Below are 26,409 nucleotides of genomic sequence, written 5' to 3' on the forward strand. Positions count from 1 at the left end.
CGGGTGCCGGCCGCCGTCACAGCTCCGACAGCGCGATGGCGACCCAGTGCTCGAAGCGCCCGTAGCGGTCGGCGACCTCCTGCGTGCGCGGGACCGGCATGTCCAGGATCGCGTCGGCCGCGTCGGTGAGGTCCCAGTACGGGTGCCGCAGGTCCCGGCCGGACGCCTCGCGGTAGGCCTCCTGGAACCGCGCGGCGACCTCCACCCCGTACTCGGCGGCCAGGTTGAGCCGCATCCGCGCCAGGTCGATCCCGTACGGTCCGTGGCTGCCGGTGGTCCAGTCGACGATGCCGGTCAGGCGGTCGCCGGACCACACCGTCTGGCCCGGATGGAAGTCACGGTGGATGAAGCCCGAGGGCGTCTCCGGCGCGTCCCCCGCCAGGGCGGCGAACACGCGCTCCCACAGCTCGGGGCCGGCCGACCACTCCGGCGGGCGCCGCTCACCGCGTACGGCCGGGTCGTGGTACGGGGCGTACGGCGGCAGCGCGGTGTCGAGCGGCACCTCGTGGACGCGCGCCATCGCCTGGGCCATCGAGGCGAGGAAGCCCGCCATGTCCCAGGGCCGTACGGCGGGGCGGCCGGGCACCCGCGTGGTCAGCAGCGCCGGAACGTCGCAGATCCGCCCGTACGGGTCGGCGGCGAGCAGGCGCGGCGCGGGCACCTCGGTGTCGTCGAGCAGCTCGAGCACGGCCGCCTCGTTGGCCGGGATGTACCAGGGGTCGGAGCGCAGCCGCTCGGTGTCGTGGAAGCGGCGGACGACGAGCCGCCGCGGTGGTTCGCCCGCGTCGATGGCGTGCAGGGTGGTCGAGCGGATGCCCATCGAGCGGATCGAGGAGATGCGCCCGCCGACCACGTCGCGTACCCAGCCGAGCACCGTCTCCGGCGGATGCGGAGATGCCATCTACCCGTCGGCGGTGAGAAGGCCGAGTGCGAATACCACCGGTACGCCCGCCCTGGTGACGTCCACGTGCCCACCTTCTTCCCCGTCGATACTCCGGCGTCTCCTGCTGGACACCGTCCGTTCGCCGAACACGGCTAGCGTCGCTGGGCCACATCCGACGACAAGAGGCTCAATGGCTAATTCCGATCGCATCTCCGAGGTCTACAAGGGCGAGATCTGGGCCGAAAGCACCCAGCAGGTCGCTCGTGATCGTATCGACTGGCTCGTCGCGCAGGCCACCGGAGACGTCCTGGACATCGGTTGTTCGCAGGGCATCGCCTCGATTCTGTGCGCACGGCGCGGGCTGACCGTCATCGGGGTGGACATCCAGGCCGACCGCGTCGAGTACGCGAAGGCGGAACGCGAGAACGAGCCCGAGGACGTACGGGCCCGGCTGGACTTCCGGCTCGCCGACGGCACCGCGCTCGACTTTCCCGACGGGTCGTTCGACACCGTTCTCATGGGCGAGATCGTCGAGCACTCCCCGGACGCCTCCCCGCTGCTCGCCGAGGCGGCCCGGGTGCTGCGGCCGACGGGCCGGCTCGTGCTCACCACGCCGTTCGGGCTGAGCCGCCACCACGACCACTACGCCACCTTCTACGTGGACTCCCTGGTGCGCCTGCTCGCGCCCCACTTCACCGTCGAGGACCTCGACATCGTCGACCGGTACCTGCGTGCCGTCGGGCGGCCGGGGGCGATGGCCGACCCGGACGGTCTGGTCATCGCGTCGCAGCCGCTCATGGAGCGGGCGCTGATCGCGATTCAGGAGGCGGTGCAGGACGAGAAGGAGCGGATGCGCCGCTACGACATCGCCATCGCGCGGTACGAGCAGGTCAACGCGCGGATGAAGAACCTCGAGGCACGGCTGGCGCACCAGTCCTACCGCACCGAGTACGTCACCTGGCAGCTGAAGTCGGCCAAGTCGCGCAAGTGGTGGCGGCTCGGCGAGGCGCTGTGGAGCGCCAAGCACCCGTCGCAGGCGCTGCGGCTGCCCAGGAACGTCGCCACCGCGCTGCGGGCCGCACCGCGCCTGGAGGAGCCCAGGCCGGCGGCGACGGCGGGCTCCCCCGACCGGTCGGGTCACTACTCGGCGATCAACATCCCCGAGGTGCCCGTCCCGGACGGGCCGTCGGCGCGCGACATCAAGGTCGCGGTCATCCTCGACGTGTTCTCCACGGGCGCCTTCCGGTACGAGTGGCAGCAGGTCGCCTTCGGCCCGGACGACTGGCGCGAGGTGCTCGAACGCGAACGGCCGTCGCTGCTGTTCGTCGAGTCGGCCTGGCACGGCAACGACGGCCGCTGGGCCACGATGATGAGCGCGGCGGGCGCACCCAAGCAGCCGGTGCGCGACCTGGTCGCCTGGTGCAAGGAGCAGGACATCCCGACGGTCTTCTGGAACAAGGAGGACCCGCCGAACTTCGACCGGTTCATCGAGACGGCCAAGCTGTTCGACCACGTCTTCACCGTGGACGCCGACTGTGTCCCGCGCTACGTCGAGGCGGTCGGCCACGACCGCGTCGCGCTGCTGCCCTTCGGCGCCCAGCCGCGCATCCACAACCCGGTCGCGGTGCCGGGCGGGCGCAGGCACGAGGTCGCGTTCGCCGGGACGTACCACGCGAAGAAGTACCCCGAGCGCGCCGCGCAGATGGAGACGATCCTCGGGCCCGCCCGCGAGTTCGACCTGCACATCTACAGCCGGATCTCCGACGACCCGGACTTCGCCTTCCCGCCCGAGTACACCGACCACATCGTCGGCTCGCTTCCGTACGAGCGGATGCTCGCGGCCTACAAGGCGTACAAGGTCTTCCTGAACGTCAACTCGGTCACCGAGTCGCCGACGATGTGCGCCCGGCGGGTGTTCGAGCTGTCCGCGTGCGCGACGCCGGTCGTGTCGGGCCACTCCCGCGCGCTGGAGAATGTCTTCGGCGACCTCGTCCGCCTGTCGTCCACGCCCGAGCAGACCACCGAGGCGCTCGTCGACCTGATGAAGGACGCCGACCTGCGCGACCGCGTCGGTCACCTGGCCATGCGGGAGGTCTTCGCCGAGCACCTGTACGGCCACCGGGCCGAGACCGTGCTGACGGCCGCCGGGATATCCGCGCCCCGCCGCGAGCGCTCCGTCTCGGTGATCCTGCCGACCAACCGGCCCGACCAGATCGACCACGCCATCGCCCAGGTCGCCGCGCAGGACCACCGGCCGCTCCAGCTCGTCCTCGTGCTGCACGGCATCCCCGCGGACGGCGTGGAGGCGCGGGCACGGGCCGCCGGGCTGGAGGACGTCGTCGTGCTGTCCGCCGACGCCTCCCTCACGCTCGGCGCGATCCTCAACCTCGGCATCGACGCCGCCGACGGCGCGTACCTGGCCAAGATGGACGATGACAACCTCTACGGGCGCCACTACCTGAGCGACCTGGCGTACGCCTTCGACTACACGACGGCGGGCCTGGTCGGCAAGGGCGCGCACTACTGCGAGATGCGCACGCACGGCGTCACGCTGCTGCGCTTCCCGCACCTGGAGCACACCGAGGCCGAGCTGATCCAGGGCGGCACGATCCTGGCCGACGGCGACGCGCTGCGGAAGCTGCGCTTCTCCGACCTGCCGCGCGCGGTCGACAGCGACCTGCTGCGGCGCGCGCGGGCCGAGGGCGTCGGGATCTACTCCGGTGACCGCTTCAACTTCGTGTCCGTACGCGGCGACCGTGAGGCGCACACCTGGAAGGTGAGCGACGCGGAGCTGATGCGGCACGGACGCGTCGCATTCCACGGGCCGGCCGGGGAGCACGTGCTGTTCTGATGCTCGACACCGCTTCCGAGCCGGTCGCCGAGCGGCGCGCGGCGCCCGCCTGGCGTCCGGCGGTCGTTCTCGGCGCCGTCCTGACACTGCTGTACGCCGTGGTGCTGCTGTGCGACCTGTCCGTGCCGCAGCCGGTCGACCACAGCCGCTACATGGACGCGGCCCGGTCGTTCCCGTCACGGCCGAAGGACCCGATCTTCGACCACCAGTACCTGCGCATCGGCCTGACCGGGCCGACCGCGCTGGTCATGAAGGTGTTCGGGTACTCCGAGGTGACCTACCACGCGTTCCCCGTAGCGGCGGCGCTGCTGCTGTTCGCCTCGGTGTACGCGATCGGCTGCCTGCTGTTCGGGCGTCTCGTCGGCGCGCTGTCGGCGGCCGTGCTCGGCTGCGTGGGGATCGTCGTGGTGGCGGGTACCGAGTTGCTGCCGGACCTGCCCGCGACGGCGCTGTTCACCGCGGCGGTCGCGCTGACGGTCGCGGTGCGCGAGGGGCTGCTGCCCTGGCGTCGCCTCTGGCTTGTCGTCATCGGCGTGCTGCTGGGGTGGAGCTACCTCACGCGCGAGTTCATCGTGTTCGTCTGGCCGCTGGTGCCCGCGCTGCTGTGGCGGCGGATCGGGCGGTGGGAGTGGCTGTGGGGGCTCGTGCCGGTCGCCCTCACCGGGATCGGCGAGACGGTGCTCAACGCCCACCTGTACGGCGACCCGCTCGCACGGCTGCACGCCGGGTCGGGGCTCGGTGACCTGCCCTCCCGCCCGGAGGTCGCCAGGACGTTCCACGACCTGCCGCTGTGGGTGTACCTGTGGCGGCTCCCCCAGCAGCTCGGCCACCTGGCCGAGGCGCCGGGAATGCTGCTGCTGCTCGCGCTGACGGTGGTGGCCGGGGTGTACGTCGCCGTCCGGCTGGTGCGCCGCACGTCCACGCTCCCCGAACGCCGGGTGGGCGTGTTCGCGCTGTGGCTGATGCTGCTGTGGGTGCCGCTCACGCTGGAGGGCGGCGTGCTGAACCCCGCCCACCCGAAGCTGCGGCTGCAGCTGCTGCGCTACTGGTACCCGATCTTCCCGGCGTTCGTGCTGGGCGGCATCGCCGCGCTGTGGGTCGCCGTCCGCGCGCTGCGGCCGGCCGGCCGCCGGCGGGCGGGCGCGGTGATCTCGTGCGTCGCGGTGGCCACGGCCGCGCTCGCCGTCGTCGGCCGGCCCGGCATACCGGGCTGGATCGGGTCGGACCGGGTCCGTTCGGACGCGCTGCCGGAGTTCCGCTCCTGGCTGGCCCGCTCCCCGGCGCGGACCGTGTGGGTGGACGTCAAGCTCTTCCGGATCCTGCCGATCTACTTCGTGACCTCGACGGGCCACCGGATCTGGCACGGGCGCATGCGCCCGATGACCTCATCGGCCCGGCCGCCGTCGGGCGACTACGTGGTGGTCTACAGCGTCGGCGGTGATGCCTGCCCGCGCTGCGGCGACGCCGCGCGTGCCGTCCTGCCCTCGGTGCCGCCGACGTGGCGGCCGGTCATGACCAGCCACGACCACCTCCTGCACGTGTGGCGGGTGGGCTGACCGGATGCCGGTCAGCCTCCGCTTGTGCTCTTCCTTCGAAAGGTCACTGACGCGTTACACCGGCGGGCGGCAGCGGATCGCGGTGACCTCGCCGCGCAGCACGCACTCGCCCGAGGCGTACGGGACCAGCAGCGTGTGACCGGCGCGCACCTCGACCGGCTCGGCGTGCGCGGACTCCAGCGTGCCCGCCCCCTCGACGACCACGACGAGCGAGAAGGCCGGGTCCAGCACGCTGACCGGGCCGGGCCGCAGGCGCTCGGCGGCGAAGAAGGCGTCCGCGGCCTCGGGGAACAGCCGGTCGACGCCCGGGCGTACACCGCGGCCCGCGCGGCGGGCCCGGCGCAGGTCCTCGATCCGCCCGGCGTCCCAGGAGGCGCGGTCGACGCAGCGCAGCGCCTGGTCGAACCCGAGCCCGAGGTGACCCGCGTCGGCCTCGATGTCGTAGCCCTCCCACTCCAGCAGGACCGAGAAGTCGGTGGGCTCCTGGACCTCGACGAGCAGGATGCCCTCGCCGATCGCGTGCGGAACACCCGCCGGGCAGAGGACGGCGTCCCCCGGCCGCACCGGGACGCGGTTCGTCGCGGCCAGCATCGCGGCCACCCGCTGGCCGCCGACCCAGCCCGCGAGCTCCTCCGGGTCGACGTCCCGCGCGAACCCGAGGTGCACGGCGGCGTCCGGCGCGGCGTCGACGATGACCCACGCCTCCGTCTTGCCGTACGGCGAGGCCAGGTGGGCACGGGCGAACGCGCGGTCCGGGTGGACGTGCAGCGGCAGCCGCTCCCCCGCGTCGAGGAGCTTGACGAGGATCGCCGGGTCCGCGCCGTGCGCGGCGACGTGCCCCGGGCCGAGCCACCGCTCGGGGTCCGCGGCGATCGCCTCGGCGAGGGTCCGCCCGTCCGGCAGCGTGCTCAGCCCGGCGGGCGCCGCGCCGGCGCGCGCGGTCACCGACCCGATCCAGTCCTCCGGGTGGTACGGGTCGGCCGGCAGCGGGTCACCGCGGAGACGTTCGATGCGCCCCGCACCCCGGTAGAACGAACGCGGCATGTTGGCGGAAAGCAGGAGAGGTCGCACAGTCCCCATCCTCCTATGGCGGCGATGGACCGGATCGGACGGCCCGGCGACATCGGCCGATGTCGCCGCCTTCCTCGTCTCCGGCGACGCCCGCCGGGCGACCGGCCACCTCCTGGACGCCACGGCGGCACGTTCCCCGGACCCCGCGTCCCGGCGGCCGGACGGGATACTGGCGGCGTGGGGAACGACGATGGCGAGCCGCTCGCCGGCGGGCGGATGACGCCGAGCGTCCTGCGCCGTGGCGAGCGGGTGCTGCGTCCCCTGGGGCCGTGGTCGGAGGCGGTCCACGAGTACCTCCGCCATCTGGAGAGCGTGGGCTTTCCCGGTGCTCCCCGCGTCCTCGGCGTCGAGGGAGACCGCGAGGTCGTGACCTACCTGGACGGGGAGGTGGCCGCCGATCCGAGCCGGCAGCCGGGCCACGGGCACCGCCTTCCCGCGCCCGCTCGCGGCGATGAGGCGCTCGTCGCCGCCGGACGGCTCGTCCGCGACCTCCATGAGGCGTCGCGAGGGTTCCGCCCCCACCGCACCGGCTACCGCTTCCACCCCTGCCCGCCTCGCCCCGGCCAGATCGTCTCCCACGGCGACCTCGGCCCCTGGAACACCGTCTACCGCGACGGCCGGCCCGCGGCGTTCATCGACTTCGACAGCGCGGGACCGGTCGATCCCGTGGACGAGCTGGCCGCGGCCGCGTGGGCCTTCGTGCCCCTGGCGCCCGATCGGCGCCTGCGCGAGGCCGGATTCGACCCGGTCCCCGACCTGCCGCGCCGACTGGGCCTGTTCGTGGACGCCTACGGCCTGCCCGACCGCCGCGCCGTCCTGCCCGCCCTGCGGCGCAGCGTCCTGGCCGGCGCGGAGCGCATCGCCACGTGGCCGCTGTCCCCGGCCGAGACGGCCGCCTCCCTGGAGTACCTGGCCGGCGAGCTCCGCTGGCTCCACACCGTGACCCCCGCCCTCGAACGCGCTCTCGGCGGGCGGGCCGGCGCCGGCCCGTGAGCGCGTCGCGGGACATGACGATCAAGGTTGGCCCAGCATTCCCTGCCCGTTTCCCCGCCTGCCGCGCATCGTTGCCGGGCGCTTGAGAGCACTGTCTCGCCCCACCGAGCCGATTTCTGAGGCAGGCTGTCATGACCGGCATCAACCGGCGAAGATTCATGCAACTGGCGGGCGGCACCGCTGCGGCGTCCGCGCTCTCCACCAGCATCGCCCGCGCCGCCGAGATCCCCGCGAACCGCCGCACCGGCACGCTGCACGACGTCGAGCACATCGTCGTCCTGATGCAGGAGAACCGCTCCTTCGACCACTACTTCGGCACGCTCCGCGGCGTACGCGGCTTCGGCGACCCGCACCCGGTGACCCTGCCGAGCGGCAAGCCGGTCTGGTACCAGTCCGACGGGACGCGGGACGTACTGCCCTTCCGCCCCGAGGTCGACGACCTTGGCATGGTGTTCCTGCAGGACCTGGACCACAGCTGGAACGGCGGGCACGCCGCGCTGAACCAGGGCCGCTACGACCGGTGGATCCCGGCCAAGACCGCCACGACGATGGCGTACTTCACACGCGAGGACATCCCGTTCCACTACGCGCTGGCGGACGCGTTCACGATCTGCGACGCCTACCACTGCTCGCTGCTCGGGCCGACCGACCCGAACCGCTACTACATGTGGAGCGGATACACCGGCAACGACGGCGAGGGCGGCGGCCCGGTCCTCGGCAACGACGAGCTGGGCTACTCCTGGACGACCTATCCCGAGCGGCTCGAGCAGGCCGGGATCTCCTGGAAGATCTACCAGGACGCGGGCGAGGGCCTGGACGCCACGGGCTCGTGGGGCTGGACCCAGGACGCCTACATCGGCAACTACGGCGACAACTCGCTGCTCTACTTCGACCCGTACCGCGGCGCGAAGCCGGGCGACCCGCTGTACGACAAGGCCCGCACCGGTACGAACGCCAAGGGCGGCCAGGACTTCTTCGAGATCCTCAAGGCCGACGTGTCGAGTGGGCGGCTCCCGCAGATCTCCTGGATCGTCGCGCCCGAGGCGTTCACCGAGCACCCGAACTGGCCCGCCAACTACGGCGCCTGGTACGTCTCACGGATCCTCGACACGCTGACCGCCGACCCTGACGTGTGGAGCCGCACCGCCCTGTTCATCTGCTACGACGAGAACGATGGCTTCTTCGACCACGTCGTGCCCCCGTACGCTCCCGGGGACCAGGCCCGCTCGACCGTGGATCTCACCGGGGAGCTGTACCGGCCGCCGGCCGGGGACGGGAACGCCGCCGGGCCGTACGGCCTGGGCCAGCGGGTGCCGATGTTCGTCGTGTCGCCGTGGAGCACGGGCGGCTGGGTCGACTCCGAGGTGTTCGACCACACCTCGATCATCCGGTTCATGGAGCGGCGCTTCGGCGTGCGCGAGCCGAACATCTCGCCGTGGCGGCGCGCGGTGTGCGGCGACCTGACCTCGGCGTTCGACTTCGGGCGTACCGCCACGCGGGTGCCCCGGCTACCCGACACCAGCCGCTACACGCCGCCCGACCGCGACCGGCACGACGACTACGTGCCCAAGCTCCCGGCGAAGCCGGCGCTGCCGCGGCAGGAGCCCGGCTCGCGTCCCGCCCGGCCGCTGCCGTACGACCTGGCCGCCGACGGCCGGGTCGCCGCCGGCGGCCTGCGGATCGACTTCGCCAGCCGCGGCACGGCCGGGGCGAGCTTCCACGTGACGTCGGCGACGCACACGGACGGGCCGTGGACCTTCACCGTCGGTGCCGGCCGGCGTCTGTCCGGCGAGTGGACGCCGGGCGCGTACGACGTCACGGTGCACGGCCCGAACGGCTTCCTGCGACGGCTGCGGGGCCCCGGGACGGCGGGCCCGGAGGTGTCCGCGCGCCACGACGGCGCGGGCGAGCGGGTGCGGCTGGTGCTGACCAACGCCGGGAGCACGATCGTCCGTCTCACGGTCGAGGACGCCGGCGGACACAGGTCCGAGTACCGGATCCGCCCCGGCGGCAGCGCGACGCACGAGGCGCGGACACGCGTCAGCCACGGCTGGTACGACCTGACGGTCACCTCCGACCAGGACACGGCGTTCCTGCGTCGCCTCGCCGGCCACGTGGAGACCGGCCGGCCCAGCGCGAGCGACCCCGCGCTCGGCGCGCGCTGAGCCTTTCCCGAGCGGCACCGCCCCGGGTGCGGGGCGGTGCCGTGGCCTTCCGGTCAGGGTTTGCGGCCGACCGCGGCGACGGCGAGGCGGAGTACGGGGTGTTCCTCGGCCGAGTCCTCGGTGCCGTTGGGCCGCCAGTCGGGCACGCGCACCAGGCCCGGCTCGACCAGTTCCAGGCCGTCGAGGAACGCGCGGACCTGGTCGGGGGTGCGGAAGAAGCCGCGGCCCATGCCCTGGCGCATCGCGGCCTCGGCGGCCTTTTCACCGGGCGTGCCGGCCTGGACCAGGTGGTGGAGGAACACGTGACTGCCGGACGGGAGCGCCGCGACCAGGCGGGCGATGAGGCCGGCCGGGTCCTCCTCGTCGCTGATGTAGTGGACGATGCCGCAGAGCAGCAGCCCGATGGGCCGGTCGAAGTCGATCTCGGCGCGCAGTTCGGGGGCCTCGAGCAGCCGCTCGGGCTCGCGCAGGTCGCGATCCACCACCGCCACGCCGGAGCTGCCGGCCAGCAGCGCGCGTGCGTGCGCCAGCACGATCGGATCGTTGTCGGTGTAGACCACGTGCGTCTCCGGGGCGATGCTCCGGGCGACCTCGTGCACGTTCCCGGCGGTGGGCAACCCGGACCCGATGTCGACCAACTGGCGGATCCCGGCCTCGCCGACCAGGTAGCGGATCGCCCGGCCCAGCACCATCCGCTGGGCGCGCACGCCGAGGTGGACCTCGGGCAGGGCCTTCTTGATCTGGTCGCCGAGCTCGCGGTCCGGGGGGAAGTTGTCCTTTCCGCCGAGAAGGTAGTCATAGACCCGGGCGATGCTCGGCCGGGTGACGTCGACTCCCTGCGGCAGTCGCCCTCCGGCATCGGTCGTCCATCCGCCGCCCCCCACACCCGTCACGGCGCATCCCCCTCCGAAATGTCCAAAAGATCATGAATCGCGCCAGCTTAGTCCTCGGGGCCGGGTCGCGCCGCTCCGCGGCCGGGTCCGGTAATCTTGCGGTCTCCGGCGACCGAGGAGGTGAGCCCCATTACCGCCAGAGCAGGCCGGGCGCTCTCATCTGCCTCGACTCGCCTCGGATAGGTGACGCGAGGGCGCCCTCACTCACACCGGAAAGGCGCTCTCTTGACTTCTTCCGCCCTCGTGAACGAGGGGGATTCCCGCGGCTCGCGCCGTAGGCCTTCCTGCTTCAGCACCGACAGCCCCGACCGGGAGGAATCCCACCCGAGGTCTTACACCGGCTCCACAGGCCGACACCGCCGGCCCGGCGGCCAGAAGGTTCTTCGCCGCGTTCACGTCCCGGTCATGGGTCGTGCCGCAGCCGCACGTCCACATGCGGACGTTGAGGGGCATCGTGCCGGCCACGGTTCCGCAGGCCGAGCACAGTTTGCAGGAGGGGAACCAGCGGTCGGCCACGATCACCTCGCGGCCGTACCATCGCGCTTTGTACTCGAGCATGCGCCGGAATTCGCTCCATGCGGCATCGGAGATGGCGCGGGCCAGTGTGTGGTTCTTCAGCTTCTTCGCCTTGAAACGCGGATACCTCACCGGATTGGCGAAGAAGTTCGTGAACGCGGTCTGCAAATGCCGCAACGCCTGCTGAAGCGGAACGCTGGACACCTCGTTCAAGAACGCCAGTTCCTCGGTCTTCTTCCACGCCGTCAACATCGCCGAGGTGGCGTTGTAGCCGACGCGTTCCCGCCGCGACCGCCACGCCTCGCTGCGGGCCTCCAGCGCCAGATTGTAGACCTTCCGCACACACCCGAACGTGCGCGACAGCTCCGCCGCCTGCGCGTCGGTAGGATAGAAGCGGTACTTGAAAGCACGCTTCACACGGGGGATGGTCACAGTCCGCAAACTAGCGCGTCAGAGTGTGACCGTACACGGGTTTCCGGTGGTGGACGCCGAATCGCCGTGACGGCGATCCGGCTTCACTTGCTCTGCTCCGCAGGGGTCCGACTCCTCCCCGGAGGATTCAGATGACCGAGCGAAGCGAGGGAATCGAAAACACAGCTCCCGTGGTCACTCCTCCCGGCGAGGGAAGGCCTCGGGTCTCACCGCTCTCCCTCTCCGCCGTCGTCACCAGGCTGCGCGCCGCCGGCTGCGTCTTCGCCGAGGACGAGGCGCGGCTGCTCGTCTCCGCCGCGCGGACGCCGGACGACCTCACCGCCATGGTCGAACGCCGGGCCTCCGGGCTGCCGCTCGAGCACGTCCTCGGCTGGGCGGAGTTCTGCGGCCTGCGCGTCGCCGTCGACACCGGGGTCTTCGTGCCCCGCCGCCGTACCGAGTTCCTCGTCCGCCGGGCCGTCGCGCTGGCCCGCGAGGCGCCCCGGCCGCTCGTCGTGGTGGACCTGTGCTGCGGATCGGGCGCGGTGGGGCTCGCGCTGGCGGCGGCGCTGGCACCGGTCGAGCTGCACGCCGCCGACGTCGACCCGGCCGCCGTGCGGTGCGCCCGGCGCAACCTCGCGGGCACGGGCCGGGTCCACGAGGGTGACCTGTACGAGCCGCTCCCCGATGCGCTGCGGGGGCGCGTCGGCGTCCTGGCCGCGAACGTGCCGTACGTGCCCACCGACGAGGTCGCGCTGCTGCCGGCGGAGGCGCGCGAGCACGAGGCGCGGGTCGCCCTCGACGGCGGCGCCGACGGTCTCGACGTCGTACGGCGCGCGGCGGCGGAGGCGCCCGCCTGGCTCGCGCCCGGCGGCCACCTGCTCGTGGAGACGAGCGAGCGTCAGGCGCCGTCGGCGGCCGCGGCCTTCGCCCTCGCCGGGCTGCTGCCCCGGGTCACCACCTCGGAGGAGGCGCACGCCACGGTGGTCACCGGCACCCGCCCGTCGTGAACGCCGCGCGCCCGCGCCGGCCCCAGACCACGAGTGACCGGCCTGACCTGCGTCACCGGGCCGGCTCTCCGGCCAGCCTGCCGATGAAGTGGCGGCGGCAGCCCGGGCTGCAGAATCCGTAGGTCGTGCCCTCGTGTTCCAGGATCGCCACCATGTCGCTGGCGACCATGCCGCACACCGGGTCGACCAGCGCGTTGGGATCGTCCGGGACCGGGATGTCGGTCTTGGCGTCGCTGATCATCTCCATGAGCTCCGTCTGGCCGACGATCCGGCCGAACACTCCGTATCCACCCTCCGGCACGCCGATGACATGGACTTCGACGCTCGGCTCACGGCGGCAACGCTCGGGCTCGGGGTCGGCCTGGGCGAGCGCCCGGGTGATGGCGGCGATGAGGAACGGGCTCATGGGCTTGCGCCAGGGTCCGGGTACGTACACGCGTGCCACATGGCGGGGAGGCTCGGCCGGGGTCAGCGCACGCCCGCCGGCGATCCACGTGCCGATCTCGTGCACGACGACATGGTTGATCGATTCGAGGAGGTCGAGCACCCCGGGGTTGGCGCTGGAGCCCTCGGCGGCGCCGATCACATCGCGGATGGCGTCCACATGGGTCAGCAACCGCTTCATGGTGAGGCTCTCGGCGAGCCGGCGTAGCTGTTCGTCGCTGTACGTCCCACGTGGGACGAACAGCTCGAGGAACATCATTTCAGATCCTCCGCGCTCGGCTGAGTCGGCGCTGGTCACGCGCCTCGAACGTGCTCCGCCTCACACTAGCGCGACGACGTGTCAGATCACCGTCAACCGAGTGTCAGCCGCCGGCCGGCCGACACGCTCCGATCGGTGTTCCGGACGTGCCGGCGGCCGGTCACGGGTTCACCGTCTCGGCCTCCCGGTGCGGAGCGGCCTCCTGCCGGGTGCGCAGGACGCCGGCCGTGACGGCGGCGGTGACGCAGAACGCCACGGGCAGGAAGAACGCGACGTTGAGCGGCATGAGCCGGGTCAGCGGGCCGATGACCGCGGGACCGGCGAGCATGCCGAGGTAGCCGATTCCGGCGACGCGGGAGACGTTGGTGGCGGCGGCGTCCCGATCGGCGTGCCCGGCGGCGCTGAACAGCTGGGGCACGCAGCCGGACAGTCCGGCCCCGAACACCGCCCAGCCCGCCAGGGCCAGCGGGACCCAGGGCGAGAGCGCGGCGGCGGTCAGGCCGAGCGCGGCGGCGGACGCCCCGCGGCGGAGCACGGCCGCCGGGCCGACGCGTGCGGCCACCCGGTCGGCGACCAGGCGGCCCGCGGTCATAGCGGCGGAGAAGGCGCCGTACGCGAACGCGGCGGTGGAGGCGGGCGCGTCCAGCACGTTGCGCAGGTGCAGCACGCTCCAGTCGTTCGCGACGCCCTCGCACAGCATGATCATCAGGGCGAGCGCGGCCAGCGTCCAGATGTGCCGCGGCGTCCGGCGCCGCGTCCGTACGGGCATGGCCGCCTCCGGGGCCCGGGGCTCGGCCCGCAGCAGCGCCGGCGCCGCGAGCGCGGTGGCGGCCAGGCCCAGGACGGCGACCGCGCCGAGCGACGTCGCGGGGCTCCAGCCCCAGCTCAGCGTGCGGGCGCCGACGAGTGAGGCCAAGACGCCGCCGATCGAGTAGGTGGCGTGGAACGCGGACATGACGGGCCGCGGGTAGCCGCGCTCGACCTGGACGGCGTGCGCGTTCATGGAGACGTCCATGGCGCCGGTGCCGAAGCCGTACACGACCAGCGCCGCGGCGAGCGTCCCGGCGTTCGCGGCCAGGCCGGGCAGGACCACGGACGCGGCGCAGAAGAAGGCGCTGAGCGGCACGATGACACGGGCCCCGAAGCGGTCGGTGAGCGGGCCGGAGACCTGCATCCCGGCGAAGGCTCCCGCGCCGAGCACCAGCAGAAGCCAGCCGAGCACGGCGTGGTCGATGCCCACCCGGTGCTCGACGCTGGGGATGTGGACGACCCACATGCCCATCAGGAAGCCGTTCAGGGCGAAGTAGGCGAACGTGGCCAGCCGACCGGCGCGCAGCGATCTCTCCATGCTGCGAACATAACGAACATCTTTTTTGTTCGTAAGGCTGTTTTTCGCGCGGAGATTGTGTTCAATGGGCGCCATGACCGGGACGGACCGTCTGAGACAGATCACCGAGGCCGTATGCGAGGCGGGCAGCCTCGGCGTCGCGGAGCTGGCGCGGCTCACCGGCGCCTCGGAGATGACCATCCGCCGCGACCTGGAGGTCCTCGCCGCGCAGGGCGTGCTCCAACGGTACCGGGGAGGGGCGAGAAGCCTGGTCCTGCGCGGCGAGGGGCCGCCCTTCGCGCTGCGGTCCCAGGACGGGCTGGAGGCCAAGCGGCGCATCGCGGCCGAGACCGCCGCGCTCATCGCCGACGGCGAGTCCGTCGTCCTGGACAGCGGCACCACCTGCCTGGAGGTGGCACGGGCCCTCGAACGGCGGCGCGTGACCGTGATGCCGCTGTCGCTGCACGCGGTCAACGCGCTGACCGGTGCCCCGGAGGTGACGTTGCTGGTGCCCGGCGGGCACCCCCGGCCGGGCGAACTGGCGCTGGCCGGCCCGCTGACCCAGGCCTCACTGGCCGCGCTGCGCTTCGACACGGCGGTCATCGGCTGCTGCGGCCTGAACGCGGCCAACGGACTGACCGCCTACGACCTCGACGACGCCGCCGTCAAGCGCGCCGCGATCGCCTCGTCCCGCCGCGTCGTCGCCGTCACCGAGGCCGCCAAGCTGACCCGTACGGCCCTCGCCCACGTCGCCCCGGTCTCCGCCCTGCACGCGGTCGTCACCGACGCTTCGGCCCCGGAGGAGGAGACCGCCCGCCTGACCGCGGCGGGCACGGTCGTCCACCGGGCCTGACCGCCCCGCCCCGGCTCAGCGTGCCTCCTCGCGCCGCACCTGCTCCGGCCGTTTGTCGACGCGGAGGCCGCGCCAGCTCGGATGCCTGAGGTGACCGTCGCCGGTCCACTCGGTGAAGGCGACCTCGCCGACGAGTTCCGGTTCGGTCCAGTGGGCCGCGCGGGCGACGACGCCCGGCACGGTCGTGTCGAACGGGTTCGTCTCGCGCCGGAGCGGGTCCAGCCGCCCGGCGAGGTCGCGCAGTGAGACCTCGGTGAAGCCGGTGCCGACGTTGCCGACGTAGCGCAGGCCGTGCTCGTCGTACACGCCGAGGACGAGAGAGCCGATCATGTCCGCCCGACGGCCCTCGCCCGGGGTCCAGCCGGCCACGATGACCTCCTGGTGGCGCACGTTCTTCACCTTGATCCACGGGCCGCGCCGGCCGGGCAGGTAGCGGGAGGTGAGCGGTTTTCCCACGACGCCCTCGAGCCCCTGCTCGACGCTCGCCGTGAGCACCGCGTCGCCGCCGCCGCGCCACCAGGGCGGCGTGTGGACCGGGTCATCGTCCAGGCCGAGCGCCTCCAGGGCCTCGCGGCGGGCCGTGTACGGCTCGCCCAGCAGCGAGCGGTCGTCTCGGTGGAGCAGGTCGAACACGTAGTACAGCACCGGCGCCGCGGCGACCAGCCGGGCCGGCGGGCGCCGGACGTGCATCCGCGACTGCAGCAGCCCGAAGTCCGGCCGCCCGTCCCGCAACGTGATGATCTCTCCGTCGAGGACGACCGGCTCGGTGACCATGCCGCCGAGCGCGGCGAGCTCCGGGTAGGAGCCGGACATGTCCTTGTCGTTCCTCGACATGAGGGTGACCCGGTCGCCGGCCACGTACGCGACGGCGCGCACGCCGTCCCACTTCAGCTCCCATCCGTAGGCGTCGTCATCGTCGGGCATGCCGTGCCGCAGCACGGCCATCATCGGCCTGATCAGGTGTGGTAGCTCACTCATCGGATGTCCCCCGACGGGGGACCTACCCACCACGAGCACCTCGCGGATCCGCCGGGTTCACGACCCCGTACGAGCCCCTGACGGGGCCGGTGGACGGCCGCCCAGCGGCCCTGGAACGATGCATGGCCATGAGCGAGACCCCGCGTCTGCGACCCGCGAAGCGCGACGACTACGACCGCATCGTCGGTGTGGTGGATGACTGGTGGGGCCGGCCGATCAGCTCGAGCCTGCCCCGGCTGTTCCTGGACCACTTCCACCGCACCAGCCTGGTGGCCGAAGACGGCGACGGGCTGGCGGGATTCCTCATCGGGCTGCTCTCACCCTCGATGCCCGACTCGGCCTACATCCATTTCGTCGGCGTCGCGCCACGCGCCCGTCGTGGCGGGCTGGCCCGCGGCCTCTACCAGCGGTTCTTCGATCTCGCCGCGGCCGAGGGCCGTACGAAGGTCAAGGCGATCACCTCGCCGCGGAACCAGCGGTCCATCGCCTTCCACACCGCGATGGGCTTCACCGTCACCGGCCCGGTCGCCGACTACGACGGCCCCGCCGTCGACCGCATCGTCTTCCAGCGGGAGCTACCGCTCCCCTGACGCGGCGCACCGTGCCGAAGCCCGCCCGGGCGCGACGCGCCGTGTGCCCTGGTCGTCGGCCGGGTCACGCTCGGTCCCTGTCCTCTTCGTACCGGTCGCGCGCCGAGGCGAGGATCCGGTCGAAGTCGTGCTGGGTGGCGTCGCACCAGTGCATCAGGTCCGACAGCAGCATCCGCAGATTCGCGGTCGGGCCCTGCCTCCAGCCGTCGGCCGAGAGGGTGTAGGCCCGCATCGCCTCACCGGCGCGCTCCACGTTCCGGTCGATCGTCGCCACGGTGTCCGCCCTTCCCCCTCCTCGCACCGGCCGCCCCGGGTGCGATCACCGCCGCCGGCCCTTCCGGCGAATCTTGATGTCGCGCATGTCCGTCACCGCCACCCGGAGTATCCGGCAGGGATGTCCGTGCGCCTCCAGCGCCGCGACGGCCCGCTCGGTGGCCTCCTTCTCACCGTCCTCCGGACTCGCCGGCACCTGGCAGCGGAAGGTGAACGCCGAGAAACCGCGGTCGCTGGTGAAGGTGCCCGCCTCGGTGAAGGCGGCCCCGAAGGCGTCGTCCCCGGTGAGAACGGCGGCGCGGTCGGCGGCGCCGAGCTCGCCGAACGTGCCGCGAATCGTCACTCTGAACACGGTCGGTCCTCTCGTACGGCGTAGGCGAGCAGGCGTTCGCCGAGCAGTGCCTCGACGGTGTCGAGGAGGTCGAGCACCGCCGTGGCGATCTCGTCGGGGCCCTGACCGGCCGTCACGCGCTCGCCGATCTCGGCGAAGACCAGCCCGTGGAACCAGCCGATCTGGGCGGCCACGACGCGCGGGAGCGGGTCGTCCGGCGCCGCGCCGGCCTCCTCGGCGAGCACGGCGGCGAGGGCCCCGGTCATCTGCCGGCCCAACTCGTCCAGCCGGGCGAGCAGCGTGGGGGCGGCCCGCATCATCTCGAAGACACGGCCGAACCCCTCGGTCAGCCCCAGCCTGCGGTCACGACGGCGCACCTCTTCGCGAAGCCGCGTCAGCACCGCCCGCGCGGCGGACTCGCCGGGCGGGCGCTGCCGCACGATGTCGGCGAGCCGCTGCGGGGACGCCTCGTCCGGAGGCAGGACGAGATCCTCTTTCGCGTGGAAGTAGTTGTAGACGGTGTTGACGGACACGTCCGCCGCCGCGGCGACCTCGGCGATCGTGACGCTCTCGAAACCGCGCTCCACGAACAGACCGGTGGCCACCGCGGAGATGCGCCGCCGTGTCTCACGCTTCTTGCGCTCCCGCAGCCCCTCGGACATGAGCCGGAATATAGCCGACTCCAAACTTTAAACGCATTCCAATTTTTCAGTCCGCTTCAGCATTGTGCGCGGTGGAGAGCCACACCGGGACGGCCGGCAGGGGAGCGTCGGTGACCGCGAAGTGGCCGGCCGTGACGGTGGTGAACGGGGCGATCGCATAGCAGCCGGGCAGCTCGGCGGGAGACTCGAGCACCCCCCAGGAGAAGCCCAGACGCTGGTGGCGCCCATGGCCCGCCACGCTGAACCCGACCGCGCCCGCCATGATGCCGGGCGGAACGGTCCGGGTGATCGTGCCGGTCATGGTCGCGGTGTCGCCCCCGGTGGCGAGGCAGTCCACCTTTCCCCAGGCCTCCCCGGTCACGGGCCTGCCGTCGGCACCGATGCCGCTGTGACGGAAGTGGAACGTGCCGCGCGCGAGGGTGTAGAAGCCATGGGCGTCGAAGTCGAACCGGATGTCGTCATCGGGTGCGTAGGCGTAGTGGATCTTCGCGCTGCCGACCAGGGCGGGCTCTTTCGGCGCTCCGGCCGTCGGTGTGCCGGCCGAGGCGGTCGCGCCGGTCACGGTGAGCGCGACCAGAGCGCCGATGGAGACCAGGGCCGTACGGGAGCTGAGCGAACGGTTCACGGTGTTTCCTCATCAGTTGGGCGTCGGCGCCGTCATCCGGCGCTGTCCGCAATCCTTCGGCCCGTGCCATGCCGGCGGCCTCCCCCGTGAGCGCCGGTCCCCTCCCCCGCAGGTACCGGCCCGGCACGGACTCCGGGTGTGCCGACGGCCGCGCGACCTGATTGGCTGGACGGTCATGGACTACACGCAACTCGGACGGACCGGGCTCAAGGTGAGCCGGTTGGTACTCGGCACGATGAACTTCGGACCGCTGACCGACGAGCCCGACGCCCACGCGATCATGGACGCGGCGCTCGACGCGGGCATCAACCTCTTCGACACCGCGAACGTCTACGGCTGGGGCGAGAACAAGGGGCGCACCGAAGAGATCGTCGGCACCTGGTTCGCCCAGGGCGGAGGCCGGCGTGACAAGACGGTCCTGGCCACGAAGGTCTACGGGAACATGGCCGGGGACGGCGAGGCCTGGCCGAACCACGACCGGCTGTCCGCGGTCAACATCCGCCGGGCCGTCGACGCCTCCCTCAGGCGGCTCGGCACCGACCGCATCGACCTCTACCAGTTCCACCACATCGACCGGAACACGCCCTGGGACGAGATCTGGCAGGCGATGGACGTCCTGGTCCAGCAGGGCAAGGTCCTCTACGTCGGCTCCTCCAACTTCCCCGGCTGGAGCATCGCCCGGGCGAACGAGACGGCGGCGCGGCGCGGCTCGCTCGGGCTCGTCAGCGAGCAGTGCCTGTACAACCCGGCCGAACGGCGGGCCGAGATGGAGGTCATCCCGGCCGCGGAGGCGTACGGCCTCGGAGTGATCCCCTGGTCCCCGCTGCACGGCGGCCTGCTCGGCGGTGTCCTGCGCAAGGAGCAGGAGGGCCGGCGCTCGACGTCCGGGCGCGCGGCGGCGGCGCTGGCCGACCCCGACGAGCGGGCGCGGATCCAGGCGTACGAGGACCTGTGCGACAAGCACGAGGTGCAGCCCGGCGAGGCCACTCTCGCATGGCTGCTCACCCGGCCCGGCGTGACCGGGCCGATCGTCGGCCCCCGCACGCGCGAACAGCTCGACTCGGCGCTGCGGGCGGTGGCACTGGAGCTGCCGCAGGAGTTCCTCGACGGTGTGGACGAGATCTTCCCCGGCCCCGGCCCCTCTCCGGAGGCGTTCGCCTGGTGAGACGGTGCCCTGGGGCGCGTCTCCGGGTTCCGCCGTCCTCCTGCGCGCCGCTCGCTACGGTCGGGGACTTCGGGACGCGTCCTGGGGCAGCGTGCTCCGCTCGGGCAGCACCTTCTCCAGGGCGCGGATGACCTGGGCTACGTGCCGGCGGGCCGCCTGTTCGGCGGCGGCGGTGTCGCCGGACAGGAGCGCGTCCACGATCTCCACGTGCTCGTCCAGGCTCGCCGATGGACGGCCGGGGACGGCGGTGGTGAGGTTGTGCCCGAGCCGCAGCTGGGCGGTCAGCAGGTCGGCGATGGCGGTCAGGCGCCGGTTGGCCGAGCCGCGCCAGATGAGCGCGTGGAACTCCCGGTCCAGTTCGGCGTACGCCTCCACGTCGCCCGCCTTCAGCGCGGTCCGCTGGCCCTCGATCAGCTCGCCGAGCCGGTCGAGCAGGCCGGCGGGCCGGGTGCGCGCGATGTGGCGCGCCGCGAGGGCGTCGATCGCCGACCGCAGCTCGTAGATGTCGCGCATGTCCGCGGCGGTCATCTCGGCGACGAAGTAGCCCGAGTGCTTGCGCGCGACGAGGAACCCCTCGCGTTCGAGGACGGCGAGCGCCGCCTTGACCGGGGTCGGCGAGATGCCGAGCCGCTCGGCGAACGGGCGTACGGTGACGCGCTCGCCGGGCAGCAGCCGGCGTTCGAGCACGGCCTGGCGCACGGCCTCGTACGCCGAACGGACCAGGCTGTTCAGCTCCGGGGGCGCTTCAGTCACCGGTCCCCCAGGCCGGGCGCATCGGCACGAGACGGTGCCGCGTCCAGGGCTCCAGCTGGTCGGCGTAGTGCCGGTCGCCGGGCCGGCCGGAGGCTCCGCCCGGGATCACCCACCCGGACCCGTCCAGGTCGGCGAGGTCCAGCACCTGCCGGTACACCGACAGGTTCGTGATGTCGAACGGCGTGCCCTCCTTCCAGCCGTACGCGCCGTTCTGGATGGTCTCGTTGTCACCGCCGATGCCGGCCGGAGGCGGGTCGAGGCCGGGGCCGGCGACCGCGCGCAGGGTGTGCCGCGCGGCCGTACGGTGAACCTCGCCCCAGGGCGGCGGGGACTCCGCGTCCCCGCACGCCTGCCGCCAGGCCGCGTCGAGCGCCTCGGTGAGCAGATCGTCGCCGAGCGAGGCCGCCGGCCACGCGCCGTCGTCCGGACGCGGCCACGTGAGCGCGGCGAACCAGCGCCGCAGCAGCACCGGGACCCCGGGCAGACCTGACCCCATCAACCACGAGCGCGTGTCCGCGCCGAGCTCACGATCCAGCAGGCGCCGCGCCAGCGCGCGACGGAAACAGGCATGCACCAGGCCGACGGTACTCGTGGCGGCGAGGTCGCCACCACCGGCGGCGAGAAGCGCGCGGGCCCGTTCGGCCGCCCCGGCGTACGGCCCGCGCCCGGCGAGCAACCGTCCCCACCGCCGCGCCGCGACCGAGACCGTGTCCCCCTGCCAGGCCACCATGTCGCCCGCCTCGCAGATCTCCGACGCGGCGGCGAGCTCGTGGATCCGCTCCGAGCGGTAGCAGTCGTTCATCGAATGTGACACGAACGGCCGTTCGGCGGCGGTCACGGTGTTGTTCGCGGTGACGATGATGCCCTCGGGCGGGTCCTCCATCCGGGGCATCTCGGTGAACGGCACGCGTCCGCGCCAGCCGTGGCCCGGCTCCCAGCCGGGCACCGGGACCTGGGTGGGCGCCAGGGTGTCCCGTGCGGGCAGCTCGCCGCGCAGCAGGTAGCCGATGTGCCCGCCGGTGTCGGCGGCGACCAGGTTGTTCAGCGGGTCGACCCAGCCCTCCTGCCCGTCCAGCAGGGAGCGTACGTCGCCGGCCAGCAGCATCCGCCGGAGCACGCCGAACTGCGCGCACGGCCGGTCCGTCGCGGTCCAGCGCAGCGAGAGCGCGGCACCGCTCGCGGGGTCGCCGTGCACGACCGGGCCGTTCGGCGTCGCGTGGCACCGCTCGACGTGCTCCTCGCCGCCCCGTACGGCGATCCGCTCCTCGCGCACCGGCACCGGCTCCCAGCCGGTCGCCGTGCGCACTTCCGTGCCGCCGCGGCGGAACTGCTCGACGTAGAGGTCCTGCGCGTCGCCCGCGGCGTTCGTGATCGCCCAGCCGACCCGGCCGTTGTGCCCGAAGTGCGGGAAGCCCGGGAGGCCGGGGAAGGTGGCGCCCGACACGGTGAACTCCGGGCAGCGCAGGTGCGCCTGCCAGTAGGCGTTCGGCGTGTCGAGGGCGCGGTGGGAGTCGTTGACCAGCAGCGGCCGGCCCGTCCTCGTACGCCCGGCGCCGATCGCCCACGCGTTGGATCCGCCCTCGGCCTCCGCCAGGAAGCCGAGGTACGCGGCGGCGCTCTCGACATCTTCGCGCGCCTGCTCGGCCAGGGCCGCCCGCGGGTCCTCGCGCGGGACGCGGCCCAGCGGCGGCACCGTCACCCGCATGCCGGGCAGCGGCCGGGGGTCGAAGGCGTCGGCCGCCCGGCGTCCCGCACGCGCGCGCAGCACGGCGCGGGCGACCTTGTACTGCCAGACGCCCATCAGCACGTGCCGGATCTTGAACGCCAGCACCGAGTCGCGGGGCGTCCACTCCTCCCACCCGATCCCGGCGACCGCGTACTCCGGCGGCAGCCCGGACGCGCGGACGTACGCGTTGACCCCGTCGGCGTACCGCTCGAACGTCGCGGCGGTGACCGGGTCCATCGCGGCCAGGTCCCGTTCGGCCGCGTCGGCCAGCCGGAGCCGCCGGGCCAGCCGGTCGGCCGGCAGCGCCGCCGCCCCCACCACCTCGGCCCACCGTCCGCGCGCCCGCCGGCGGTCGTACTCGAGCTGCCACAGGCGGTCCTCCGCGGCCGCCCAGCCCAGCCCGAACCAGGCGAGCGGCTCGGACTCCGCGTCGATCGAGGGGATCCCGTACGCGTCCCGGGTGATCGTGAGACCGTCCGGCAGGCTCATGCCGCACCGGCCCGCGACGACTCGGCGTAGTGGCAGGCCGCCTTACGTTCCGTGCCGGGCAGCGCGCGCAGCGGCGGGTCCTCGGCGCGGCACAGGGCGGTCGCGAGCGGACAGCGCGGGGCGAACGCGCAGCCGCGGCCGCGGCCCAGGGCGCTCGGCGTGTCCCCCGCGACCGTGACCGGCGTCGTGTCCCGGTCGCGTACGCGCGGGCGCGGGGCGGCGGCGAGCAGCAGCCGCGTGTACGGGTGCCGCGGATCGGTGAACAGCTCGCCGGCCGACCCCTCCTCGACGATCCGGCCGAGGTACATCACCGCGACCCGCTGCGCGAGGTGACGCACGAGCGCCAGGTCGTGGCTGATGAACAGGTACGTGATGCCGCGCTCGTCCTGCAACCGCCGCAGCAGGTTGACCACCTGGGCCTGCACCGACACGTCGAGCGCGGACACCGGCTCGTCGCAGACGACGAAGGCCGGGTCGAGCGCGATGGCGCGGGCGATCGCCACCCGCTGGCGCTGGCCGCCGGACAGCTCGTGCGGGTACCGGCTCGCGAGCGCGGGATCGAGGCTCACCGTCGTCAGCAGCTCGCGCACCCGGGCCGGGAGGTCGCCGTCGACGCGGTGGACCCGCAGCGGTTCGGCGACGATCCGCTCGACGGTCATCCGGGCGTTGAGCGCGTCGTAGGGGTCCTGGAAGACCGGCTGCATGGTGCGGCGCAGCGCGCGCAGGTCGCGCCGGCCCAGACCGTGCACCTCCTGGCCGGCCACGGTGACGCGGCCGGCGTCGGGGCGTTCGAGCGCGAGCAGCAGCCGGCCCGTCGTGGACTTGCCGCAACCGGACTCGCCGACGAGCGCGAGCGTGGTGCCGCGCTCGACGCGCAGATCGACGCCGTCGACCGCGGCGAGCATGCCGCGCCCGCGTACGGGATAGCGCTTGACCAGCCCCTCGGCCACCACCAGGTCGTCAGTCATGAGCACTCCCTCGTGCCTCCGTGAGCTCGTGCGGGTGCCAGCAGGCGACGGCGCCACCGGGGCCGGCCGGGGTCAGGTCCGGTGGGGTCAGGCACCGGTCGCTCGCCCGCGCGCAGCGGGGGCGGAACGGGCAGCCCTCGATCCGCTCGCCGACGGCCGGGACCTGGCCGGGGATGGTCGGCAGCTCGCCCGCGACCGGGCGGTCGGGGTCGGGCACGGACCGCAGGAGCGCCGCGGTGTACGGATGGCGCGGAGCGTCGAGCACGTCGCGGACCGGGCCGGTCTCGACGATCTTCCCCGCGTACATCACCGCGACCCGGTCCGCGATCTCGGCGACGACGCCCATGTCGTGGGTGATGAACAGCAGGACCGTGTCGCGGGCGCGTTCGCGCAACAGCGCGAGCACCTGGGCCTGCACGGTCACGTCCAGCGCGGTGGTGGGCTCGTCGGCGACCAGCAGGTCCGGCCGGCCCGCGAGCGCGATGGAGATCATCACTCGCTGGCGCATCCCGCCGGACAGCTGGTGCGGCATCTGCCGTGCCCGCGCGGCGGCGTCGGGGATGCCCACCGACTCCATCAGCTCCACCGCCCGGCGGCGCCGCGCGGACCGGCTCATCCGCGTGTGGATGGCCAGCACCTCGGCGATCTGCGCGCCGACCGGCGTGGTGGGGTTGAGGGAGCTCATCGGGTCCTGGAACACCATGCCGGCGCGGGCGCCGCGGATTCGCCGCAGCGCGCGCTCTTCCCGGCCGACCAGCTCGGTGCCGTCCAGCACCGCCGAGCCGGTCGCGCTCGCGCCGGGAGGCAGCAGGCCCAGGAGCGCGAGCGCGGTGAGGCTCTTGCCGCAGCCGGACTCCCCCACGAGCGCGACGGTCTCGCCGCGTTCGGCGCTCAGGTCGACGCCGCGCACGGCCTCGCGCCCCGGGCCGAAGCCGACCCTGAGGTCGCGGATCCGCAGGAACTCCGTCGCCGGCTCAGTCATGGGCGGGCCGATCGAGCCGGTCCAGGGTGACCGTGCGTCCGCCCTCCTGGGCCCGGTGGTGCGCGGCCAGGTCACGTACGGTCGGGGTGCACAGCTCGGCGTCGGCGACGACCGGCGCGAGCAGTTCCTCCAGGGCCGCGACGCGTGCGGGACGGCCGGACAGCCACGGATGCACGGTGATCATGCAGAGCGTGCCGTGCCTCTTGGCGGCGGCGATCTCGGCGGCCCAGGCGTCGCGCACCGGGCCGGTCGGCGCGGGCGGACGCGGGTCGCCGCCGACGTAGCGGTAGTACGGCGCGTCGTCGGTGGCCCAGTCGACCGGGACCTCCACGACGCCGTCCACCTCGTACGGGCGGTCGTCGCCCATCAGCGAGCTGTCGTAGCCGATGCCCAGCGCCCGCAGCACCGGGAAGACGCCGCCGGTCATGTCCCAGCTCGGCGACCGGTAGCCGACCGGGCGTTCGCCGGAGATCCCCTCCAGCGCACGGATCGCCCGGTCGAGGGTCGCGTGCAGGTCGTCGCCGGTCAGGCCCGTCGGCGGCTCATGGCACCAGCCGTGCAGGGCCAGCTCGTGCCCTCGCCGGTGGACCTCGGCGACCTGCTCGGGGTAGGTCGCGGCGATCCAGCCGGGCACGAACACCGTCGCCCGCAGGCCCAGGCCGTCCATCATCGACAGCAGGTTCGCCATGCCGCGGCGCGGGCCGTACCGGCGCTGTTCGAGCTCGCCGACGGCGTCGTCACGCCGGTCCCGGTTACGCCACAGGTACGGCGACTCGCCGTCGAAGTCGAGCGTGAAGCACACGGCGGCCCGCGCGCCGCCCGGCCATGGATAGCTCAATTCGCACTCCCGTTCTGCCTCGCTGCCGGGACGAAGTCGCCGGCGGTACGGCCGCCGTCGACGTCGAGGGTGGTGCCGGTGACGAATGAGGCCGCGCCGGAGCACAGCCACAGGACCGCCGCGGGCGCGTCGTTCGGTCCGGAGGTACGGCCGAGCGGGATGCCCGCCCGCATCTTGGCGACGTGATCGGCGGGCAGCTCGCTCACCTCGCTGCCCGGCGCGAAGCCCGGGCCGACGGCGACGACCCGGATCCCCGCCTCGCCCGACTCCAGGGCGAGCGAGCGGGTCAGCATCTCCAGCGCGGCCTTGCTCGCGGCGTAGACGCCGCCGGTACGGGTCGGGCGCCTGGCCGCGCCGGAGGTGAGGTTCACGACGCAGCCGCGCACGCCCTCGCGGGTCATGGTGCCGATCACGTGCTGGGCGAGCTGGTACGGCGCGACCACGTTGATGTCGAGGATCCGCTCGACCGCGGCGCGGTCGGTGGTCGCCAGCGGCGTGCGGGGATAGACGCCGGCGTTGTTGATGAGGATGTCGGCCGAGCGCCAGCGCTCGTCCAGGGCCGCGATCAGCGCGGCGACGCCGTCGGCGGTGCTCAGGTCCGCGACCGCGGTGTGCGCGCCGAGGGCCTCGCCGAGCTCGGTGAGGGCCTCGGCGCGCGCGTCGGACAACAGCAGCTCCGCGCCCTGGGCGCGGAACGCCTCGGCGGTCCACCGGCCGATCACTCCGGCCGCCCCGGTGATGAGCACCCGCTTGCCGGCGAACTCACGGCCGTAGTCGGGGATCATGAAGCCTCCTGA

At 73.2% G+C, this 26,409-nt stretch carries 24 protein-coding genes and 1 pseudogene; 8 read left to right on the top strand and 17 right to left on the bottom strand.

Translation table 11 applies throughout. The features are described 5' to 3' along the window. Nucleotides 1–16: 16 nt before the first annotated feature. Complete coding sequence (locus OG417_RS30325; RefSeq protein ID WP_329235743.1) at nucleotides 17–901, bottom strand: phosphotransferase family protein; 885 nt, start codon at nucleotides 899–901, stop codon at nucleotides 17–19. A 172-nt stretch (nucleotides 902–1,073) separates the two neighbouring features. On the opposite strand from OG417_RS30325, the gene OG417_RS30330 reads away from it, so the two are divergent. Next, nucleotides 1,074–3,734 carry a methyltransferase domain-containing protein gene (locus tag OG417_RS30330; protein WP_329235745.1) on the top strand — a complete coding sequence of 887 codons (2,661 nt, stop codon included), beginning with the start codon at nucleotides 1,074–1,076 and terminating at the stop codon, nucleotides 3,732–3,734. Next, nucleotides 3,734–5,290, top strand: coding sequence for a glycosyltransferase family 39 protein (locus OG417_RS30335; protein ID WP_329235747.1), 1,557 nt, complete (start codon nucleotides 3,734–3,736; stop codon nucleotides 5,288–5,290). Before OG417_RS30330 ends, OG417_RS30335 begins: the two co-directional genes overlap by 1 nt. Before the next feature lie 54 nt (nucleotides 5,291–5,344). On the opposite strand, the gene OG417_RS30340 is transcribed toward OG417_RS30335, so the two are convergent. Next, a complete protein-coding gene (locus OG417_RS30340) occupies nucleotides 5,345–6,361 on the bottom strand; it encodes a class I mannose-6-phosphate isomerase (RefSeq protein ID WP_329235749.1) in 1,017 nt (338 codons plus the stop codon). A gap of 177 nt (nucleotides 6,362–6,538) precedes the next feature. Between OG417_RS30340 and OG417_RS30345 the strand changes: the two genes are divergently transcribed. After that, nucleotides 6,539–7,354: a phosphotransferase gene (locus tag OG417_RS30345; protein ID WP_329235751.1), complete on the top strand. Its 816-nt coding sequence runs from the start codon at nucleotides 6,539–6,541 to the stop codon at nucleotides 7,352–7,354. 131 nt (nucleotides 7,355–7,485) lie between these two features. Next, complete coding sequence (locus tag OG417_RS30350) at nucleotides 7,486–9,519, top strand: phosphocholine-specific phospholipase C (protein WP_329235753.1); 2,034 nt, start codon at nucleotides 7,486–7,488, stop codon at nucleotides 9,517–9,519. A 53-nt stretch (nucleotides 9,520–9,572) separates the two neighbouring features. Here OG417_RS30350 and OG417_RS30355 read toward each other — a convergent pair whose 3' ends face one another. Further along, nucleotides 9,573–10,412 carry an SAM-dependent methyltransferase gene (locus OG417_RS30355; RefSeq protein ID WP_329235755.1) on the bottom strand — a complete coding sequence of 280 codons (840 nt, stop codon included), beginning with the start codon at nucleotides 10,410–10,412 and terminating at the stop codon, nucleotides 9,573–9,575. 278 nt (nucleotides 10,413–10,690) lie between these two features. Next, a pseudogene (locus OG417_RS30360) lies at nucleotides 10,691–11,345 on the bottom strand (RNA-guided endonuclease TnpB family protein); the annotation flags it as partial. A 185-nt stretch (nucleotides 11,346–11,530) separates the two neighbouring features. Between OG417_RS30360 and OG417_RS30365 the strand changes: the two are divergent. Beyond that, on the top strand, nucleotides 11,531–12,349 hold the full coding sequence (locus tag OG417_RS30365; protein WP_329235759.1) for a putative protein N(5)-glutamine methyltransferase: 819 nt from the start codon (nucleotides 11,531–11,533) through the stop codon (nucleotides 12,347–12,349). A gap of 52 nt (nucleotides 12,350–12,401) precedes the next feature. Here the strand turns inward: OG417_RS30365 and OG417_RS30370 are convergent, their stop codons facing one another. Further along, nucleotides 12,402–13,052, bottom strand: coding sequence for a YHS domain protein (locus tag OG417_RS30370; RefSeq protein ID WP_329235762.1), 651 nt, complete (start codon nucleotides 13,050–13,052; stop codon nucleotides 12,402–12,404). 160 nt (nucleotides 13,053–13,212) lie between these two features. Continuing rightward, entirely contained in the window at nucleotides 13,213–14,400 is a 1,188-nt protein-coding gene (locus OG417_RS30375) for an MFS transporter (RefSeq protein WP_329235765.1), read from the bottom strand. Between the two features lie 73 nt (nucleotides 14,401–14,473). Here OG417_RS30375 and OG417_RS30380 point away from each other — a divergent pair, with 73 nt between their 5' ends. Further along, nucleotides 14,474–15,232 carry a DeoR/GlpR family DNA-binding transcription regulator gene (locus tag OG417_RS30380; RefSeq protein WP_329235770.1) on the top strand — a complete coding sequence of 253 codons (759 nt, stop codon included), beginning with the start codon at nucleotides 14,474–14,476 and terminating at the stop codon, nucleotides 15,230–15,232. A 15-nt stretch (nucleotides 15,233–15,247) separates the two neighbouring features. Here OG417_RS30380 and ligD read toward each other — a convergent pair whose 3' ends face one another. After that, nucleotides 15,248–16,210, bottom strand: a complete 963-nt coding sequence (ligD, locus tag OG417_RS30385; RefSeq protein ID WP_329235773.1) for a non-homologous end-joining DNA ligase — start codon at nucleotides 16,208–16,210, stop codon at nucleotides 15,248–15,250. Between the two features lie 128 nt (nucleotides 16,211–16,338). Between ligD and OG417_RS30390 the strand changes: the two genes are divergently transcribed. Continuing rightward, nucleotides 16,339–16,800 (top strand): GNAT family N-acetyltransferase, encoded by a 462-nt coding sequence (locus OG417_RS30390; RefSeq protein ID WP_329235776.1) that lies wholly within the window; start codon nucleotides 16,339–16,341, stop codon nucleotides 16,798–16,800. A 64-nt stretch (nucleotides 16,801–16,864) separates the two neighbouring features. Here the strand turns inward: OG417_RS30390 and OG417_RS30395 are convergent, their stop codons facing one another. Genes OG417_RS30395 through OG417_RS30410 form a run of 4 tightly spaced genes read right to left on the bottom strand, consistent with a single transcriptional unit; the run spans nucleotide 16,865 to nucleotide 18,691 of the window. Next, nucleotides 16,865–17,074, bottom strand: coding sequence for a hypothetical protein (locus tag OG417_RS30395; protein ID WP_329235780.1), 210 nt, complete (start codon nucleotides 17,072–17,074; stop codon nucleotides 16,865–16,867). 45 nt (nucleotides 17,075–17,119) lie between these two features. Beyond that, nucleotides 17,120–17,425, bottom strand: a complete 306-nt coding sequence (locus tag OG417_RS30400; RefSeq protein ID WP_329235784.1) for a DUF6204 family protein — start codon at nucleotides 17,423–17,425, stop codon at nucleotides 17,120–17,122. After that, nucleotides 17,413–18,066: a TetR/AcrR family transcriptional regulator gene (locus OG417_RS30405; protein WP_329235787.1), complete on the bottom strand. Its 654-nt coding sequence runs from the start codon at nucleotides 18,064–18,066 to the stop codon at nucleotides 17,413–17,415. The genes OG417_RS30400 and OG417_RS30405 overlap by 13 nt, the downstream gene beginning before the upstream one ends. 46 nt (nucleotides 18,067–18,112) lie before the next feature. Further along, nucleotides 18,113–18,691, bottom strand: a complete 579-nt coding sequence (locus tag OG417_RS30410) for a hypothetical protein (protein ID WP_329235790.1) — start codon at nucleotides 18,689–18,691, stop codon at nucleotides 18,113–18,115. Between the two features lie 175 nt (nucleotides 18,692–18,866). On the opposite strand from OG417_RS30410, the gene OG417_RS30415 reads away from it, so the two are divergent. Beyond that, nucleotides 18,867–19,856 (top strand): aldo/keto reductase, encoded by a 990-nt coding sequence (locus tag OG417_RS30415; RefSeq protein ID WP_329235792.1) that lies wholly within the window; start codon nucleotides 18,867–18,869, stop codon nucleotides 19,854–19,856. Nucleotides 19,857–19,910: 54 nt separating this feature from the next. Here OG417_RS30415 and OG417_RS30420 read toward each other — a convergent pair whose 3' ends face one another. The 6 genes from OG417_RS30420 to OG417_RS30445 are packed head-to-tail and all read right to left on the bottom strand — an operon-like array spanning nucleotide 19,911 to nucleotide 26,397. Then, a complete protein-coding gene (locus OG417_RS30420; protein ID WP_329235794.1) occupies nucleotides 19,911–20,609 on the bottom strand; it encodes a GntR family transcriptional regulator in 699 nt (232 codons plus the stop codon). Further along, complete coding sequence (locus OG417_RS30425) at nucleotides 20,602–22,824, bottom strand: penicillin acylase family protein (protein ID WP_329235798.1); 2,223 nt, start codon at nucleotides 22,822–22,824, stop codon at nucleotides 20,602–20,604. The genes OG417_RS30420 and OG417_RS30425 overlap by 8 nt, the downstream gene beginning before the upstream one ends. Continuing rightward, on the bottom strand, nucleotides 22,821–23,792 hold the full coding sequence (locus OG417_RS30430; RefSeq protein WP_329235801.1) for an ABC transporter ATP-binding protein: 972 nt from the start codon (nucleotides 23,790–23,792) through the stop codon (nucleotides 22,821–22,823). The genes OG417_RS30425 and OG417_RS30430 overlap by 4 nt, the downstream gene beginning before the upstream one ends. After that, nucleotides 23,785–24,774 carry an ABC transporter ATP-binding protein gene (locus OG417_RS30435; protein ID WP_329235804.1) on the bottom strand — a complete coding sequence of 330 codons (990 nt, stop codon included), beginning with the start codon at nucleotides 24,772–24,774 and terminating at the stop codon, nucleotides 23,785–23,787. Before OG417_RS30435 ends, OG417_RS30430 begins: the two co-directional genes overlap by 8 nt. Beyond that, nucleotides 24,767–25,612 carry a polysaccharide deacetylase family protein gene (locus OG417_RS30440; protein WP_329235807.1) on the bottom strand — a complete coding sequence of 282 codons (846 nt, stop codon included), beginning with the start codon at nucleotides 25,610–25,612 and terminating at the stop codon, nucleotides 24,767–24,769. Before OG417_RS30440 ends, OG417_RS30435 begins: the two co-directional genes overlap by 8 nt. After that, nucleotides 25,609–26,397, bottom strand: coding sequence for an SDR family NAD(P)-dependent oxidoreductase (locus tag OG417_RS30445; RefSeq protein WP_329235810.1), 789 nt, complete (start codon nucleotides 26,395–26,397; stop codon nucleotides 25,609–25,611). The genes OG417_RS30440 and OG417_RS30445 overlap by 4 nt, the downstream gene beginning before the upstream one ends. Nucleotides 26,398–26,409 lie beyond the last annotated feature (12 nt).

Source organism: Actinoallomurus sp. NBC_01490 (genome assembly GCF_036227085.1).
GTDB classification, from domain to species: domain Bacteria; phylum Actinomycetota; class Actinomycetes; order Streptosporangiales; family Streptosporangiaceae; genus Actinoallomurus; species Actinoallomurus oryzae.

Excerpts from the sequence above, each read along its gene's own strand:
- OG417_RS30425 (WP_329235798.1), bottom strand. The coding sequence starts at position 22,824 with ATGAGCCTGCCGGACGGTCTCACGATCACCCGGGACGCGTACGGGATC.
- OG417_RS30430 (WP_329235801.1), bottom strand. The coding sequence starts at position 23,792 with ATGACTGACGACCTGGTGGTGGCCGAGGGGCTGGTCAAGCGCTATCCC.
- OG417_RS30390 (WP_329235776.1), top strand. The coding sequence starts at position 16,339 with ATGAGCGAGACCCCGCGTCTGCGACCCGCGAAGCGCGACGACTACGAC.
- OG417_RS30330 (WP_329235745.1), top strand. The coding sequence starts at position 1,074 with ATGGCTAATTCCGATCGCATCTCCGAGGTCTACAAGGGCGAGATCTGG.
- ligD (WP_329235773.1), bottom strand. The coding sequence starts at position 16,210 with ATGAGTGAGCTACCACACCTGATCAGGCCGATGATGGCCGTGCTGCGG.
- OG417_RS30335 (WP_329235747.1), top strand. The coding sequence starts at position 3,734 with ATGCTCGACACCGCTTCCGAGCCGGTCGCCGAGCGGCGCGCGGCGCCC.
- OG417_RS30325 (WP_329235743.1), bottom strand. The coding sequence starts at position 901 with ATGGCATCTCCGCATCCGCCGGAGACGGTGCTCGGCTGGGTACGCGAC.
- OG417_RS30445 (WP_329235810.1), bottom strand. The coding sequence starts at position 26,397 with ATGATCCCCGACTACGGCCGTGAGTTCGCCGGCAAGCGGGTGCTCATC.
- OG417_RS30380 (WP_329235770.1), top strand. The coding sequence starts at position 14,474 with ATGACCGGGACGGACCGTCTGAGACAGATCACCGAGGCCGTATGCGAG.
- OG417_RS30370 (WP_329235762.1), bottom strand. The coding sequence starts at position 13,052 with ATGATGTTCCTCGAGCTGTTCGTCCCACGTGGGACGTACAGCGACGAA.
- OG417_RS30415 (WP_329235792.1), top strand. The coding sequence starts at position 18,867 with ATGGACTACACGCAACTCGGACGGACCGGGCTCAAGGTGAGCCGGTTG.
- OG417_RS30405 (WP_329235787.1), bottom strand. The coding sequence starts at position 18,066 with ATGTCCGAGGGGCTGCGGGAGCGCAAGAAGCGTGAGACACGGCGGCGC.
- OG417_RS30350 (WP_329235753.1), top strand. The coding sequence starts at position 7,486 with ATGACCGGCATCAACCGGCGAAGATTCATGCAACTGGCGGGCGGCACC.
- OG417_RS30375 (WP_329235765.1), bottom strand. The coding sequence starts at position 14,400 with ATGGAGAGATCGCTGCGCGCCGGTCGGCTGGCCACGTTCGCCTACTTC.
- OG417_RS30435 (WP_329235804.1), bottom strand. The coding sequence starts at position 24,774 with ATGACTGAGCCGGCGACGGAGTTCCTGCGGATCCGCGACCTCAGGGTC.